Annotated in this window: 15 protein-coding genes; 11 read left to right on the top strand and 4 right to left on the bottom strand. The window is 70.5% G+C overall.

All coding sequences use genetic code 11. From position 1 onward, the window contains the following. Nucleotides 1–40 precede the first annotated feature (40 nt). The gene (locus ABZ478_RS22620; protein WP_359552207.1) at nucleotides 41–1,117 is read left to right on the top strand and encodes a hypothetical protein; all 1,077 of its coding nucleotides are present in this window, start codon (nucleotides 41–43) and stop codon (nucleotides 1,115–1,117) included. A 21-nt stretch (nucleotides 1,118–1,138) separates the two neighbouring features. Here the strand turns inward: ABZ478_RS22620 and ABZ478_RS22615 are convergent, their stop codons facing one another. The 3 genes from ABZ478_RS22615 to ABZ478_RS22605 all read right to left on the bottom strand — a co-directional run bounded on the left by ABZ478_RS22615 (nucleotide 1,139) and on the right by ABZ478_RS22605 (nucleotide 2,122). Continuing rightward, nucleotides 1,139–1,339 carry a hypothetical protein gene (locus ABZ478_RS22615; protein WP_359552206.1) on the bottom strand — a complete coding sequence of 67 codons (201 nt, stop codon included), beginning with the start codon at nucleotides 1,337–1,339 and terminating at the stop codon, nucleotides 1,139–1,141. After that, a complete protein-coding gene (locus ABZ478_RS22610) occupies nucleotides 1,336–1,533 on the bottom strand; it encodes a hypothetical protein (RefSeq protein WP_359552205.1) in 198 nt (65 codons plus the stop codon). The genes ABZ478_RS22615 and ABZ478_RS22610 overlap by 4 nt, the downstream gene beginning before the upstream one ends. A gap of 127 nt (nucleotides 1,534–1,660) precedes the next feature. Then, a complete protein-coding gene (locus ABZ478_RS22605; RefSeq protein WP_359552204.1) occupies nucleotides 1,661–2,122 on the bottom strand; it encodes a MarR family transcriptional regulator in 462 nt (153 codons plus the stop codon). Between the two features lie 138 nt (nucleotides 2,123–2,260). On the opposite strand from ABZ478_RS22605, the gene gap reads away from it, so the two are divergent. The 10 genes from gap (at nucleotide 2,261) to ptlI (ending at nucleotide 14,467) form a co-directional block, all read left to right on the top strand. Continuing rightward, nucleotides 2,261–3,265, top strand: coding sequence for a type I glyceraldehyde-3-phosphate dehydrogenase (gene gap / locus ABZ478_RS22600; RefSeq protein WP_359552202.1), 1,005 nt, complete (start codon nucleotides 2,261–2,263; stop codon nucleotides 3,263–3,265). Between the two features lie 178 nt (nucleotides 3,266–3,443). Next, nucleotides 3,444–4,640 carry a pentalenolactone synthase gene (penM, locus tag ABZ478_RS22595; RefSeq protein WP_359552200.1) on the top strand — a complete coding sequence of 399 codons (1,197 nt, stop codon included), beginning with the start codon at nucleotides 3,444–3,446 and terminating at the stop codon, nucleotides 4,638–4,640. Between the two features lie 138 nt (nucleotides 4,641–4,778). Further along, on the top strand, nucleotides 4,779–5,630 hold the full coding sequence (gene ptlH, locus ABZ478_RS22590; protein WP_359552198.1) for a 1-deoxypentalenic acid 11-beta-hydroxylase: 852 nt from the start codon (nucleotides 4,779–4,781) through the stop codon (nucleotides 5,628–5,630). A 56-nt stretch (nucleotides 5,631–5,686) separates the two neighbouring features. Continuing rightward, nucleotides 5,687–7,141 carry an MFS transporter gene (locus tag ABZ478_RS22585; protein ID WP_359552196.1) on the top strand — a complete coding sequence of 485 codons (1,455 nt, stop codon included), beginning with the start codon at nucleotides 5,687–5,689 and terminating at the stop codon, nucleotides 7,139–7,141. 101 nt (nucleotides 7,142–7,242) lie between these two features. Then, nucleotides 7,243–8,070, top strand: a complete 828-nt coding sequence (ptlF, locus tag ABZ478_RS22580; protein WP_359552194.1) for a 1-deoxy-11-beta-hydroxypentalenate dehydrogenase — start codon at nucleotides 7,243–7,245, stop codon at nucleotides 8,068–8,070. Beyond that, nucleotides 8,028–9,842, top strand: a complete 1,815-nt coding sequence (ptlE, locus tag ABZ478_RS22575; protein WP_359552192.1) for a neopentalenolactone/pentalenolactone D synthase — start codon at nucleotides 8,028–8,030, stop codon at nucleotides 9,840–9,842. The genes ptlF and ptlE overlap by 43 nt, the downstream gene beginning before the upstream one ends. A 34-nt stretch (nucleotides 9,843–9,876) precedes the next feature. Beyond that, a complete protein-coding gene (gene ptlD, locus ABZ478_RS22570; RefSeq protein WP_359552190.1) occupies nucleotides 9,877–10,776 on the top strand; it encodes a neopentalenolactone/pentalenolactone F synthase in 900 nt (299 codons plus the stop codon). Further along, nucleotides 10,773–11,786 (top strand): polyprenyl synthetase family protein, encoded by a 1,014-nt coding sequence (locus ABZ478_RS22565; protein ID WP_359552188.1) that lies wholly within the window; start codon nucleotides 10,773–10,775, stop codon nucleotides 11,784–11,786. The genes ptlD and ABZ478_RS22565 overlap by 4 nt, the downstream gene beginning before the upstream one ends. A gap of 157 nt (nucleotides 11,787–11,943) precedes the next feature. Then, a complete protein-coding gene (gene ptlA, locus ABZ478_RS22560) occupies nucleotides 11,944–12,957 on the top strand; it encodes a pentalenene synthase (protein ID WP_359552186.1) in 1,014 nt (337 codons plus the stop codon). Nucleotides 12,958–13,072: 115 nt separating this feature from the next. Next, entirely contained in the window at nucleotides 13,073–14,467 is a 1,395-nt protein-coding gene (gene ptlI, locus ABZ478_RS22555) for a pentalenene oxygenase (protein WP_359552184.1), read from the top strand. A 157-nt stretch (nucleotides 14,468–14,624) separates the two neighbouring features. On the opposite strand, the gene ABZ478_RS22550 is transcribed toward ptlI, so the two are convergent. Further along, on the bottom strand, nucleotides 14,625–15,734 hold the full coding sequence (locus ABZ478_RS22550; protein WP_359552182.1) for a GAF domain-containing SpoIIE family protein phosphatase: 1,110 nt from the start codon (nucleotides 15,732–15,734) through the stop codon (nucleotides 14,625–14,627). Nucleotides 15,735–15,803: the final 69 nt, after the last annotated feature.

Raw genomic sequence — 15,803 nt, 5'->3', positions numbered from 1 at the left:
CTATTGGCCCCTGGCCGTACTCCCCGTCGCCGCCGGGGCCATGGATCTGTTCCTGTGGTGGCGCGGCGAGCCCTGGAGCTGGTCTGACTGGGCATCCAGCTTCGGTCTGGGAGCTGTCACCACGATGGTCGTCGGCATGCTGCTTGCCCGGCGTCAGGGAAACATCCAGGAGGCACTCGCCGATCTCGAACTGACGGAGAAGGTCGCTTATCTGACCTTCTCCGTGTCACAGTTGCGCGACGCAAGTGCCCCGGAGCTGACCTACCGGGCGTTGTACGACTGCAGAGCCGGCCTGTCACTGGTGCCTCTCGCCCGGCGACCGATGCAGGAAGAGTATCTGCGGACGGTATCGCGGGTGCTGGAGACGATCACGGACGGGCTCGGCTCCTCGCTTCGTTCCCATGCGCAGTGGACGCATGACGACTGGTTCAATCTCTGCACGGTGGTGGCGACACTGCGGGAAACTGCCGTGTTCCATGCGAAGAGATCGAAGATCGTGGCTGCTCACTGGGCCGACGGAATCGACACGACGACACAGAAGCTGCTGCGGATCGGGACCGCTCCGGTGTCATTCGAGGTGTTCCACGCCCATTTCACCGAGGGAGCGGACCGTATCCGCACCACCCTCGACTGGCAAGCGCTGTCCGAGATGGCCCTACGGGATGATGGAACCGTCCGGCTCTCCATGATCTCCACCGACCTCGCGCCTTACGGCTTGGCCGCCCTGGGGGGCTATCACACGCCCTGGTATCGAGACGCCTCCGCGGCCGGGGAGGTCGAATACGACCATCAGGAGGCGGTGCCCATCCGGCACACAGAACTTGTGACGGACCTGTCCGTCCTCCAGGGAGATCGACGGTTGCGGATCGAGGCCTTGCGGGACCAGTACGCGACCCGGCTCGACGGCCAGGGCATCTCGCTGGTCCTCGCGACCTATGCGCTGGATCCGGGCCGTGCCCTGGTGCTCGACGGCAACCACCGATTGACCGCTCTCGCGCAGCTGGTCGCCAAGGGCTGCCCAGCCCGGCTGATCGAGTTCCGGCTGACGGCTCCGGTGAGTTCCGCGATCCTTCCGGACTTGGTCCATTACCTCGGCCAGACGGGTCGTACCGGTTGATGCCGACCCGTTCCGACGGTCCTACCAGGTGAGGGCCGCGTGGCGGAGGGTGTCGCGGACGCGTACGACGTCGGGGTTGGCGTCGGCGCCGATGCCGGGGTGCGGCCGGACCAGTCCGGGGACGCGCAGCAGACCGGCGACCTGGTCGCCGGTGAGCGGCAGCATGGTGCCGGGGCCGGTCTCGTTCACCGTGATGGGGACGGGACCGGCCCTGTGGGTCACGCGTCCTCCGTGCTCGGCCGGCCGGGGTCGACGGTGGTGGTGCCTTCGGTGCCGAGGGAGTCCCCGAGGGCGGCGAAGCCGTATTCGTCCGCCACGTCGATGCCGGTGCCGTACAGCCGGTCCTCAAGCAGGGGCAGGATCTGGGTGCGCCAGATGGGGTCAAGCCCCTCCGGGCGGCTGGCGCTCGCCTTCATCAGATGGGACGGGCCGATGGGGCGATCGGCGTCGCTCAGGCGGGCGTTGAGCGCGTCCGGCAGCCGGGCGGGCGTGTCCGGCGGGTTGCGGGCTCGCAGCCAGTGGGGCGGCGCGGCTGCCGCGGCCCTACCGGCCGGCTTCGGCGCCGAGTTCCGCCAGGCGGGTCAGGGCGGGCAGGGCCGCGGCGATCGCCTGTCGTTCCGCGGGCGTCAGCTGGGCGATCAGCGGGGTCAGGTGCCGGCCCCGGTCCTCCTGCCGGGACTGGCCGATCTTCCGGCCGTTGTCGGTCATGTGGACGAGGACGGCACGGCCATCCGTGGGGTCGGGGCGACGCTCCACCAGACCGTCGCGCTCGAGCCGGGTGACGAGCTGAGTGAGCCCTGGCTGGCTGATCTGCTCGGTCTTGGCGAGTTCGGTCAGCCGCTTCGGCCCGCTGACGGCCAGGGTGTCCAGCACGGACAGTGTCGTGAACGACAGCTTCTGCACGGCGGGGAGCCGGATGTAGTAGCGATTGAAGTTCTCGATCGCTCTGGTGAGGTCGCCGACATCCAAGTCGGTGTTGCTGTCGGCACGCTGAGTAGGAGTCACCCTGGAAATGTATCGCAGACTTATATAAGCTCCTGATCGATTGCGTGCCGGGGCCTCGTCCAGGCGCACGGTATGCATTGCACCTCGGCGCAATGGCGCGTCAATGGACTTGTAGAGCGCTAGGTGAGGAACACACCAATGACTGTGCGAATCGGCATCAACGGCTTCGGGCGCATCGGTCGCAACGTCTTCCGCGCGGCGGCCTCGCGGAGTTCGGAGCTGGAGATCGTCGCCGTCAACGACCTGGGCGACGTGCCTACGATGGCCCACCTGCTCGCTTACGACTCGATTCTGGGGCGCTTCCCCGAGGAGATCACCGCCGAACCGGGCGCGATCCGCGTGGGCGACCGGACGATCAAGGTCCTCGCCGAGCGCGACCCCGGCGCCCTCCCCTGGGGCGACCTGGGGGTGGACATCGTGATCGAGTCCACCGGCATCTTCACCGACGCCGCGAGGGCGCGCTCCCACGTCGACGGCGGAGCGAAGAAGGTCATCATCGCCGCTCCGGCCAGCGGCGAGGACTTCACGGTGGTGATGGGCGTCAACGACGGTGACTACGATCCCGAGCGCCACACCATCATCTCCAATGCCTCCTGCACCACCAACTGTCTCGGCGTACTGGCCAAGGTGCTGCACGACGCCATCGGCGTCGACTCCGGCATGATGACCACGGTCCACGCCTACACGCAGGACCAGAACCTCCAGGACGCCCCGCACAAGGACCTGCGCAGGGCCCGGGCCGCGGGCCTGAACATCGTGCCCACCTCCAGCGGCGCCGCCAAGGCCATCGGCCTCGTGCTGCCGGAACTCGCCGGCCGGCTGGACGCCTTCGCCCTGCGGGTGCCCGTCCCCACCGGCTCGGTCACCGACCTCACGGTCACCACCCGCCGCCGCACCACGGTGGACGAGGTGAAGGAGGCGTACACCGCTGCGGCCTCGGGCCCGTACAAGGGCCTGCTGTCCTACGTGGACGCCCCGCTGGTCAGCACCGACATCGTGGGCGACCCGGCCTCCTGTGTCTTCGACGCCGGCCTCACCCGGGTGTCCGGCCCGCAGGTCAAGGTCGTCGGCTGGTACGACAACGAGTGGGGCTACTCGAACCGCCTCATCGACCTCTCACTTCTCATCGGGTCGACTCTGTAGTCTCTCGCCGGCCCGGCGTCTGCACCACCCGCACGTCAGCAACCGTCGTCCGCCGAAGCGGCGGCCGCCGCTTCGGCGCGCCCATGAACCGGCGCGCAGCGCACCCGACGCCACCGATGCCGCCGGAGTGCCCGGATGCCCGACGAATCCCACGCACGACGCCACGAGGACAGGCCACATGACGGCACTTCCGAGGTTACCGTTCGACAACCCGGACATCATCGGCATCGCACCCCAGATGCTCGCACTGCAGCGGGAGGGGCCGATCACCAGGGTGGGGACCGCCGGTGAAGACGCCTGGCTGGTCACCCGCTACAACGAGGTGAGGACGCTGCTCGCCGACCCCCGGCTCCGTCTCAGCGATCCCAAGCCGGAGCAGTCGGCCAAGAGCGCGGCCAGGGCCTTCATGGTCGCGCTGATGGCCGGGGACGACCACGAAACCGAGCCCGCCAGGCACGCGCAGATGCGCGCACTGCTCGTGCCCCGCTTCACCACGCGCCGTATGCGCCTGATGAAGACCCGGATCGAGCACCATGTGGACGAACTCCTCGACCAGTTGGCCGCCAGTGCTCCGCCGGTCGACCTGCACCGCGCGCTGTCGTTCCCGTTGCCGACCATGGTGGTCTGCGATCTGCTCGGCGTGCCGTTGGCCGACCGGGAACGGTTCGGGCAGTGGGCGAGAGGCACGTTCGACCAGAGCGACAACCAGCACTCGGCCAACACCTTTCAGCAGGTTGTCGACTACATGATGGAACTGGTGGCGCGCAAGCGGATCGAGCCGGGCGACGACATCCTGTCCGAGCTGATAGCCGCGGCGGGCGACACGCTGTCCGACGCGGACATCGCCCAATTGGGCAACGCCGTCCTGCTGTTCGGCTACGAGACCACCATTGTGCGCATCGACCTGGGCACCCTGCTGCTGCTGCGCAATCCGGACCAGCGTGCCCTGCTGGCCGAGCGTCCCGAACTCGCGCCGGCCGCGGTCGAGGAGATCCTGCGCCTGGGGGTCGGCGGCAAGGGATCCAACGCGCTCATACCCCGCTACGCGCACGGCGACATCACCGTCGGCGACACGGTGATCCGGACCGGAGACGCGGTGATGCTGGCCATCGGGGCGGCCAACTACGACGGCCGGGCGTACCCCGACGGCGACCTGTTCGACCTGGCCCGGGTCAAGCCCAAGTCGCACCTGGCGTTCGGGCACGGCGCCCGGCACTGCATCGGGCGCACGCTGGCCCGGATCGAGCTGACCGCGGTGTTCGAGCGGCTGTTCCGCAGACTGCCGAACCTGCGGCTCGCGGTACCCGAGGAGTCGGTGCGCTGGCAGGAGCACCGGATCACCGGCGGGTTCGACGAAATTCCCGTCACCTTCTGAGTGGCGTCGCACGAGCGAAAGCACAGCCGTCCACCGTTCTTGGTCACAGGCAAGCCTGCCGCGAGTTCCAAGTTGTCGGCCCGCCCGGATGTTTGACGCTCCTTCCCCCATGCACAGACGTCACGAGGACAAGGAACCATGCCGGACACTTTCAGCGACTACGTCGACTGCACGCCTCTTCTCGACGACCGTGAGGCCCTCGACCGGTTCTACGACGAGCACGGCTACCTCTACCTGCGCGGCGCCCTGGACCGTGAACTCGTGGCGAACGCCGCCGAGCAGATGCTCCAGGGTCTGATCGCACTCGGCCACGCCGCTCCAGGCACCACGCTCGACACCCTCACCATCGACTCCTACGAGGCGGTCGACGAGGTGGCGATGCACGACCACGTCAAGTACGACGACCTGTGGAACCACCCCTCGTCCCTCAAGGTCTGGGAGAAGGTCTTCGGCGAGGCCGTCTTCGTCTTCAAGTCGACGACGATCCGCTACTACCCCTCCGCCCCGGACACCTTGGAGCCGCACTTCCTGACGCCGCTGCACCAGGACGGCTTCTACATAGGCCCGAACAAGGACTTCCGCACCGCCTGGATACCGCTGCTCCCGACGACTCCCGGCACAGGCGGCGTCGCCGTCGCCGACGGCAGCCACAAGAAGGGCCCGCGCGAGCACGTCGTCACCGAGAACTTCCGCCGCTTCGGCCACGCCGTGCGCGGAATCCCGGCGCAGGAGTTCGGCGCCGAGGAGCGGCTGCTGTTCTCGCCCATGGAGCCGGGCGACGTGCTCCTCTTCCACGCCTTCATGTGTCACAAGTCCATGCCGAACGTCTCGGTGGACCCGGCCGGCATGCGGATGTCGATGGACACCCGCATCCAGCCCGCCTCCTCGCACCGCGGGTTCAACGCTCTGACCCCCTGGCCGGAGTCCGCTAAGGACGCCTCCAAGGGAATCATGTCGAAGATCACCGGCACGCCCACCACCACCGAGTGACGGCGTCGCCCTCACCCGCCTCAACCGTCCCCCACGAACGCCCGGGTAGGCAGCACATGACGAAACGCGAGGGTCTCCCCCCTCTGACGGGGCCCGACGCGGCACAGGAGCCACGGGCCGGCGTCGAACCGGCCGCCGCGGGGCTCAGTGGCATCGCCCTCGTGGTGGTGCTCACCGGTTACGCCCTGTCCATCGTGGACGCCTCCATCGTCAATGTGGCGCTGTCCTCGATCAGTGACGACCTCCACGGCGGCCCAGCGGCGCTTGAGCTGGTGGTGTCCGGCTACGGCCTCACCTACGCCCTCGGCCTGGTGCTGGGCGGACGGCTGGGCGACGCCTTCGGCAGACGGCGCCTGTACGCCGGCGGGCTCGCCGCGTTCACCGTCACCTCGGCGCTGTGCGGACTCGCCCCGACCATCGAGTTCCTCGTCACCGCCCGGCTGCTGCAGGGCGCCGCCGCCGCCATGCTCGTACCGCAGGTGCTGGCGACGATCCAGGCGGTCACCCAGGGGCAGGCGCGCGCCCGTGCGATCGGCATGTACGGCGCCACCGCGGCCCTCGGCATGGTCGTCGGGCAGATCCTGGGCGGGCTGCTGGTCTCGCTGGACGTCGCCGGCATCGGCTGGCGGTCGGTCTTCGCGATCAATGTGCCGATCGGAGTGGCCGCGCTGCTGGCCGTCCGGCGCGTCCCCGCGACCAGGGCCGGCGCCAGGCCGGCCTTCGATCCGGTGGGCACCGGGCTGTTCGGTGTCACCATGGTCTGTGTCCTGGCCGTGGTCGTGGCGGGGCCCGACCTGGGCTGGCCGCTGTGGCTGTGGTCGCTGCTCGCGGTCGCCGCGGTGGCGGCGCTGGCGCTGGTGCGTACCGAACGCGGGCTCGAGGCGCGGGGCGGCTCGCCGCTGCTGTCCCCGTCCGTGCTCTCCCATCCGGGGATGCGCAGGGGGCTGGCGGCGATGGTGCCGTTCTCGGCCGGCTTCGGCGCCTTCCTGTTCGTCTACGCGCTGGTCGCGCAGGGCCACTTCGGCCTGGACGGGCTCGCCTCCGGCGGGGTGCTGGTGCCGTTCGCCGCGGCGTTCTTCGTGGTGACGCTGTTCACCCCGAGGATCGCGGCGGCCCTGGGCGGCCGGATCGTCACCCTGGGCGCCCTCGTCCAGTGCGCGGGTCTGCTGCTGCTGGCGCTGGTGATCCGGCTGGGCTGGCCGCATCCCTCCCTGGCGCTCGTGCTCGTCGGGATCGGGTTCTTCGGGGCGGGCGCGGCGCTGACCGGCCCGACGCTGTTCCGGATGATCCTCGCCGACGTGCCTCCCGCGCAGGCCGGCATGGGCAGCGGGGTACTGGTGACCAGCCAGCAGATGGCGACCGCGCTGGGCGCGACCGTCGGCGGAACCCTCTATGTCTCCCTGTCCGGTTGGCTGTCGACGGTTTCGGCGGCCGTGCTCGTCGTCGCCCTGCTGGAGTGCTTCGCGGTGACCGTACTGGTGATCAGCCTGAAGCTCCCCGACCCCCGGTGACAGCCCGCGCCCCTCGAACGGCGCGATCCGGTCCAGACCTGCTCGTCGGCAGGGGCGCGCCGTCGTTCGGCGGGCCCGCGCGCAGAAGCGGAGACAGCCAAGTGCAGCTACAGACAAGGACAACCGTGGTGACCGGCGCGGCCAGCGGCATCGGCCTCGCCCTCAGCGCCCGCTTCGCACGGGCCGGCGCCGGCGTGGTCATGGCCGACGTCGAGGGCGACGCACTGCACCGCCGGGCCGCCGAACTCACCGCACAGGGCGGTCGGGTCACCGCCGTGACCGCGGACCTGACCGACCCGGACGCCGTCGGACGGCTCGCGGAAACGGCGTTCGACGTGCTCGGCGACGTCGACGTGGTGTGCAACAACGCCGGGGTCCTCGGCCCCGTGGGACAGCCTCTGTGGGAGGTGCCGCTGGAGCGGATGCGGCAGGTCTTCGAGGTGAACCACTGGGCACACGTCCTGGTGGCCCGCGCCTTCGTGCCCCGGCTGCTGGAGCGCGGCCGGCCCGCCCATCTGATCCACACCGCGTCGATGTCCGCCTTCGTCGTCGGCGCGGGCAGCGCCGCCTACGCCGCCTCCAAGCACGCGGACCTCGCCGTCGCCCGCAGTCTGCGCGCCGATCTGCGGGGCACCGGGGTCCGGGTGTCGGTGCTGTGTCCCGGCCGGGTCGACACTCCCATGGTCCAAGGTCTGACGGCCCCGCGCGGCGCGGGCGGTGACACCTCGGTGAGCGCCGAGGACGTCGCCTCCCTCGTGTGGGAGGCGCTCGGCTCCGACCGCTTCTACCTCTTCAGCAACTCCGACGCCCCGCTGCGGCTGCGCGATCAGTTCGACGACGTATGGCGTCATGTTTCCCTTCCGCCCCCTTCCCCCGAGGAGGAGCTGTGGCCCGCGCCGAAAGCGACGACCGTAGCGATGGAACACTGAGCATCGACCTGGAAGCGGTGCGGGAGAAGTACCGGCGGGAACGCGACAAGCGCACCGTCGGCCGCACCTACCGGTTCGCGCGCGGTGACTTCAGCCGCTACGCCCGCGACCCCTACACCGAGCGGCAGGAGCGCGAGCCGCTCACCGACGAGGTGGACATAGCCGTCGTCGGCGCCGGCATCGGCGGCCTGCTGACCGGCGCCCATCTGCGCAAGGAGACCGGCCTCGAGCGCATCCGGCTGATCGACGAGGCCGGCGACGTCGGCGGCACCTGGTACTGGAACCGCTTCCCCGGCGTCCGGTGCGACGTCGAGAGCTACATCTACATGCCACTGCTCGAAGAGATCGGCACGATACCCACCGAGAAGTACTCCACCGGGCCCGAGATCTTCGCCCACCTCCAACGGATCGCCCACAAGTACGACCTCTACCGCGACGCCCTCTTCCAGACCACCGTCACCGAACTGCGCTGGGACGAGGCCGCCGGGAAGTGGCTGGTGAGCACCGACCGCGGCGATCTGATCCGGGCCCGGTACGTGGCCATGTCGATCGGTCTCATGCACCGCCCCAAACTCCCCGCCCTGCCGGGCCTGGAGACGTTCGCCGGGCACTCCTTCCACACCAGCCGCTGGGACTTCGACTACACCGGCGGCGACAGCACCGGCGGCCTGACCAAGCTGAAGGACAAGACGGTCGGCGTCATCGGCACCGGTTCGACGACCATCCAGCTCGCCCCGCACCTCGCCGAGTGGGCCGAGCGGCTCGTCATCTTCCAGCGCACCCCGGCCGCGGTCGACGTCCGCGGCAACCGGCCCACCCCGTCCGGCTGGGCGGACGGCCTCGAAGCGGGCTGGCAGCAGCGCCGGATGGAGAACTTCCACGCGCTGACCTCCGGCGTCCCGCAGGACGAGGACCTGGTCCAGGACCGCTGGACCCAGACCACGGCCAAGCTGGCCGCAGCGATCCTGCCCACCGGCGACACCGGGGGCGACCCGAAGGAGCGGGCGCTCGCGGCCGAACGGGCGGACTTCCTCAAGATGGAGGAGCTGCGCGCCCGCATCGACGACATCGTCACCGACCCCGCGACCGCCGCCGCCCTGAAGCCGTACTACCGCGTGTACTGCAAGCGGCCCTGCTTCCACGACGGCTACCTCCAGACCTTCAACCGGCCCAACGTGACCCTGGTCGACACCCAGGGGCAGGGCGTTCAGCGGCTCACCCGGGCCGGGGTGGTCGCGAACGGCCGGGAATACCCGGTCGACTGCCTGGTCTTCGCCACCGGCTACGAGCACGAGTTCGCCGTCCCGTACACCGACCGCGCCGGGTACGACATCGTCGGGCGCGACGGCGTGAAGCTGTCGGAGAAGTGGGCGGGCGGGGCGCACACGCTGCACGGACTCCAGGTGAATGGTTTCCCCAACTGCTTCATCCTGTCCAAGGTGCAGGCCGGCCGGCACGTCAACATCGCCTACATGCTGGGCGAGCAGACCCGGCACCTCGCGCACATCGTCCGTTGCGTCGAGGAGCGCGGCCACCGGGTCGTGGAGGCCTCGGAGGCCGGCGAGAAGGAATGGGTCGAGGAGATCCTGCGGCTCGCCGCCAACGACATGGACTTCCTGGAGAACTGCACGCCCGGCCTCTACAACAACGAGGGCGACCCGAGCGGACTGCCCCTGCTCAACTCCAGCTACGGCGGCGGCTCGGTGGAGTTCGTGAACATCCTCAGGCGCTGGCGCGAGGCGGGCGACCTCGCCGGCCTCGAACTGCGCTGATCACCCCACCGTTCAGCGAAAGGAGGCAACGCCCATGGACGTAACGCCGATACCCGGCGCCGCTCTCGGCGCCGTCGTGCACGGCGCCGATGTCACCGGCGACATGGACAACAGCCGGTTGGAGACGATCTGGGCGGCGCTCGACGCGCATCTCGTCCTCGTCTTGCGCGGCCACGAGACCCCCTCCTACGAGGAGTTCCTGGCCTTCGGCCGCCACTTCGGGTACATCCCGAAGACCGGTCTGACCAGCGGCGCCCACCCCGGCCACAACGAGATCCTGATCGTCTCCAACCTGGTGGAGGACGGCCGCAAGATCGGTGTCGGCGACGCCGAGTGGATGGGCTGGCACACCGACTACTCCTTCCGCCCCCGCGTCTCCCAGATCGGCTTCCTGGAGGCCGTGGAAGTGCCGTCCTCCGGCGGCGGGGAGACCCTCTTCACCGACATGTACGCCCTGTACGAGTCGCTGTCGCCCGAGGAGCGCAGCCGCCTGCACTCCTACCGGGTCCGCCACGCCCTGCGCACCGGGTACGAGGAGACCATCGAGGAGGAGCTCCAGGGCGAGGTGTCCCTCGGTGAGAGCTCCGGACAGATCCAGCCCGAGGACGGCACCTCCACCATCCACCCCCTCATCGCCCGCAATCCGCGCACCGGCCGCCGGTCGGTCTACATCAGCAGCCTGAACACCCAGCGGATCGTCGACCTAGCCCCCGACGACAGCCGCAAGCTGCTCGACGAACTGCTGGCCCACGCGGGCAAGCCCCAGTACACCTACAGCCACGTCTGGCAGCCCGGGGACATCGTCATGTGGGACCAGCTCGGCACCGTGCACGCCAAGCGGGCCTTCGACCCGGCCGAACGGCGCATCATGCGGCAGGTCGTCAGCATCTTCGACGACCCGGCCGCCCCCTGGCGCGCGGAGGTCGCCGCATGAGCACCGCCCCGGCCTGCCTCAGCAACAGCCGGGTCACGATCACCCCGGCGCTGCGCGCCGCCGTCGACCGGCTCGACCACCGTTCACGTCACCAGGCGGCCTACCACTTCGGCTGGACCACCGCCGGCGGCGCGCCCACCAGCGCCGACGCCGGCAAGGCCGTACGGCCGGCGCTCGCGCTGCTGTCGGCCGAGGCGGTCGGCGCCCCGCCGGAGGTCGCCCTGCCCGGCGCGGTCGCCGTGGAACTCGTGCACAACTTCTCCCTGGTGCACGACGATCTGATGGACGGCGACGAGGAGCGCCGCCACCGGCGCACGGTGTGGAAGCTGTGGGGTCCCTCCAGCGCCATCCTGACCGGTGACGCGATGCTCGCGCTCGCCCAGGAGGTGCTGCTGGACAGCGGGCTGCCGACGGCGGCGCCCGCCGCCCGGCTGCTGGCCCGCACCACCCGGCATCTGATCCGCGGCCAGGTCCAGGACCTGTCCTTCGAACAGCGCTCGCACGTCACGGTCGAGGAGTGCGTCGACATGGCCGCCGGCAAGACCGGTGCGCTGCTGTCGGCGAGCGCCGCGATCGGCGCCGTCCTCGCCGGGGCACCGGAGGCGACGGTGGACGCGCTGGCGCTCTACGGCGACCAGATCGGCATCGCCTTCCAGCTGGTCGACGACGTTCTCGGCATCTGGGGCGACCCGGCCGTCACCGGCAAGCCGGTCCACTCCGATCTGCGCTCCCGCAAGAAGTCCCTGCCGGTGAGCCGCGCGCTGAACGAGGACGGCCCGCTCAGCGACGAGCTGGCCGCCTGGCTCACCACCCCCGGCGAACCCGACGAGGAGGAACTGCGGCGCGTGGCCGGCCTGATCGAGGACGCCGGCGGCCGGGACTGGGCGCTGGCCGAGGCCGCCCGGCGGATGGCGCTGGCGGAGGACGCGCTGCGCGGTGCCGAGCTGGACGCCGGGGCGCGGGGCGAACTCCTCGCGCTCGGGCGGTTCGTCGTCGACCGCGAGGTCTGAGACCGGGCCGGCCGCCGTACCCGTATCCCCCCTTCTGACCAGCGCAGCACTCCCGTCAGGGCCTCCCTGTATCCCCCTTCTGACCAGCGCAGCACTCCCGTCAAGGCCTCCCCGTGCCCGCCGCTTCTCCGTAACCCACTCCTTAAGGATTCCCCCCATGCCCCAGGACGTCGACTTCCACATACCCCTGCCGGGCCGGCAGAGCCCGGATCACGCCCGCGCCGAGGCCGAGCAGCTCATATGGCCGCGCTCGCTCGGGCTGATCAAGTCCGAGGCGGCGGCCGAGCGTCATCTGCGCGGCGGCTACGCCGACCTGGCGTCCCGCTTCTACCCCCACGCCACCGGCGCCGACCTGGACCTGGGCGTCGATCTGATGTCGTGGTTCTTCCTCTTCGACGACCTCTTCGACGGGCCGCGCGGCGAGAACCCGGAGGAGACCAAACAGCTCACCGACGCGGTCGCGGCGGCGCTGGACGGCCCCCTCCCCGACACCGCGCCCCCCATCGCCCACGGCTTCGCCGACATCTGGCGGCGCACCCGCGAGGGCATGACACCCGCCTGGTGCGCGCGCAGCGCCCGGCACTGGCGCAGCTACTTCGACGGCTACGTCGACGAGGCGGAGAGCCGCTTCTGGGACACGCCGTACAACTGCGCCGCCCAGTACCTGGCCGTGCGCCGGCAGACCATCGGGGTGCAGCCGACGGTCGACCTCGCCGAGCGCGCGGGCCGCTTCGAGGTGCCGCACCGGGTCTTCGACAGCGCGGTCCTCTCCGCGATGCTCCAGATCGCCGTCGACGTCAATCTGCTGCTCAACGACATCGCCTCGCTGGAGAAGGAGGAGGCCCGCGGCGAGCAGAACAACATGGTCATGATCCTGCGCCGGGAGCACGGCTGGTCCAAGGACCGCAGCGTCGCCCACATCCAGGGCGAGGTCCGTGTCCGCCTGGAGCAGTACCTCCTGCTGGAGTCCTGCCTGCCGCGGGTCGGCGACATCTACCGTCTCGACGGTGCCGAGCGCGAGGCTCTGGAGCGCTACCGCGACGACGCCGTACGCACCGTGATCCGCGGTTCCTACGACTGGCACCGCTCCTCGGGCCGCTACGACGCCGAGTTCGCGCTCGCCGCCGGTGCCCAGGGGTATCTGGAGGAGCTCGGCAGCACCGCCCGCTAGCGGCACCGCCCACCGGCACCTCGCACCGCGCCCGGCCGGCGTGGGCGGCGGCACGGCTGTGGGCTGACCGGAACGGCTGTCAACGGATCAGCAGAGACGGGAAGTTGAGAATCGAATGACCGAGCAGACCACCTTCTCGGCGGGAGCGGCGCCCGGGGCGCTCCCCGTCGTGGGACACGCCCTGCAGATGATGCGTCACCCCGTGAACTTCATGACCTCGCTGTCGGCCCACGGCGACCTCGTCGAGATCAGGATCGGCCCCACCACGGCCTACGTCCCGACCCACCCCGAACTGCTGCGGCACGTCCTGACCAACGACCGCATCTTCGACAAGGGCGGCGTCTTCTACGACCGCGCCCGTGACATCGCCGGCAACGGCCTGGTCACCTGCCCGTTCGCCGACCACCGCCGCCAGCGCCGGCTGATGCAGTCGGCGTTCACCCGCGGCCAGCTCAAGCGGTACGCCGAGGCCATGCACGCCGAGATCGAGGACACGACGTCGCGCTGGGAGGACGGCATGGTCGTCGACGCCTTCCCGGAGATGTACGGCATGGCCCTGCGCACGGTCGGCCGCACCCTGTACTCCACACCCGTCAGCCCCGAGATGGCGGCCAAGGTGGAACGTTCCTTCGACGTCGTCCTCAACGGCCTGTTCCGGCAGATGTTCCTGCCGGCCTCGGTCCGCCGGCTGCCCCTGCCCTCCCAGCGCCGGTACAGGAGCAACCTGGACTTCCTGCACGAGACCACCCAGCGGCTCATCGACGACTACCGCAGTTCCGACACCGAGCGCGACGACCTGCTCGCCGCCCTGATCGCCTCCCGCGACGACGACGGCGGCCGGCTCGGGGACAAGGAGATCCACGACCAGGTCATCACCGTCATGGCGGCCGGCACCGAGACCGTCGCCGGCACCCTCACCTGGGTCTTCTACCTCCTCTCCCAGCACCCGGAGATCGCGGCCGCGCTCTACGACGAGATCGACACCGTCCTCGACGGCCGCGCCCCGCAGTGGGACGACCTGCCGAAACTCTCCCTGGCCGACCGGATCATCACCGAGACGCTGCGACTGCACCCGCCGGCCTGGCTGTTCACCCGGCTCACCACCTCCCCGACCGAACTCGCGGGGCGCCGGCTGCCCACCGGCTCGACCGTCGTCTTCAGCCCCGCCGCGGTCGCCCGGTTCGAGGACGCCTTCGACAACCCCGGGAAGTTCGACCCCGACCGCTGGCTCCCGGACCGCATCGCGCCGGCCTCCCGCCACGCCTACGTGCCGTTCGGCACCGGCGCCCGCAAGTGCATCGGCGACCTCTACGCACGCACCGAGGCCACCCTCGGGCTCGCCACCATCCTCAGCCGCTGGCGGGTCACTTGTGAGCCCGGCATGGACGTCCGCCCGGTCCCGCTGGCCACCGTCTACCACCCGCGCCGGCTGCGATTGAGGCTGGACGCGCGCACCCCGCACCGGATGACCTCCGCCGTCCCCGTACCGGCCGGGGGCGACGCGACGTGAGCGAAGGGAACGTCGTCCCGGCCCGGCCACGCGCCTTCCGCGCGGGCGTACGGCGCGCGCCCGCGAGTATCCGCACCCCGGACACGGCGCGAGAACGGGCGCCGGAGCACCCGGCAGCGTTCGCGTCGTCCGCGGTGGCCAGGAACGGGCACACGCCTCAGTCCTGCTCACCGACCAGGGACGGTGTACGCAGAGCCAGTAGGGCGACATCGTCGTCGAACACCTGGCGGCTCCGGCCGATCAGGATGTCGCACAGTTCCTCCAGCGGTGCGGTGGCCAGGCTGGCGGCCTGCTCGGCCAGGTCGCCCAGCCCGGTGTCGATGTCCTGGCCGCGGCGCTCGACCAGCCCGTCGGGGAACAGCAGCAGCGTGCCGCCGGGTGGGAGGGGGTGTTCGTGGCTGAACCGGGAGACGGACGCATCGATGCCCACCGGGATCCCGTGCCGGGCGGGAGCCAGATAGCACCGGCTCCCGTCCGCGCCGACCAGCAGCGACGGCAGATGCCCGGCGTTGCTCCAGCCGAAGGTGTACTCCCCACCCTCTCCACGGCGGCGCTCGACGCGGCCGAGCACCAGCGTGGCCGTGGGAGGGTCGGCAAGCATCGTCAGCGCGTGATCCAGCCTCGACATGATCAGGCCGGGCGGCCCACACCGGTCGAGGGCGATCGCCCGCAGCATGTTGCGGACCTGTCCCATCAAGGGGGCGGCCTCGACGTCGTGGCCGGTCACGTCACCCACCACGACGCAGATGGCGCCGTCGGGCAGGACCATGGCGTCGTACCAGTCCCCGCCCAGCCTCGGCAGTTCGGACGCGGGTTCGTAGCGGACCTCGACGTTGAGCGGCGACAGGTCGGGAAGGACGGGCAGCATGCGGAGCTGGAAGTGCTCGGCGGCGCGTCTGAGCTGTTCGTACAGGCGGGCGTTCTCGAGGCTGACGCCCGCGGCACTGGCCAGAGCCGTCAGCAGGCCCTGGTCGTCGTCGTCGAAGGGCGTACCGTCCAGCTTGTCGGCGAGGTAGAGGTCGCCGTAGACCGTGTCGCGCACCATGAGCGGAACGCCCAGCAGCGTCCGCATGACCGGATGCCCGGGCGGGAAGCCGGCCGAGCGAGGCTGCGCGGCCACGTCCGCCACGCGCAACGGCTCCCGGTCGTCCACCATCGTGTGCAGCAGGCCATGGCCCTGCGGCAGACCCATGGCGGAGCACAGGCGCGGATCGTCGATGCCCACGGTGATCAGGTCGATGACCTTGCCGCTCTCCGAGAGCACCATCTCGCCCTGCCTTGTCACACTACGCGCTCGGCCGGCCGGGGCGGCTCCCGTCGGGGGCAGATGCCGGGG

The organism is Streptomyces sp. NPDC005706 (genome assembly GCF_040631045.1).
Taxonomy (GTDB): domain Bacteria; phylum Actinomycetota; class Actinomycetes; order Streptomycetales; family Streptomycetaceae; genus Streptomyces.
The sequence above is the reverse complement of the archived record's forward strand: the minus strand, read 5'-3'. Positions and strand labels throughout refer to the sequence as shown.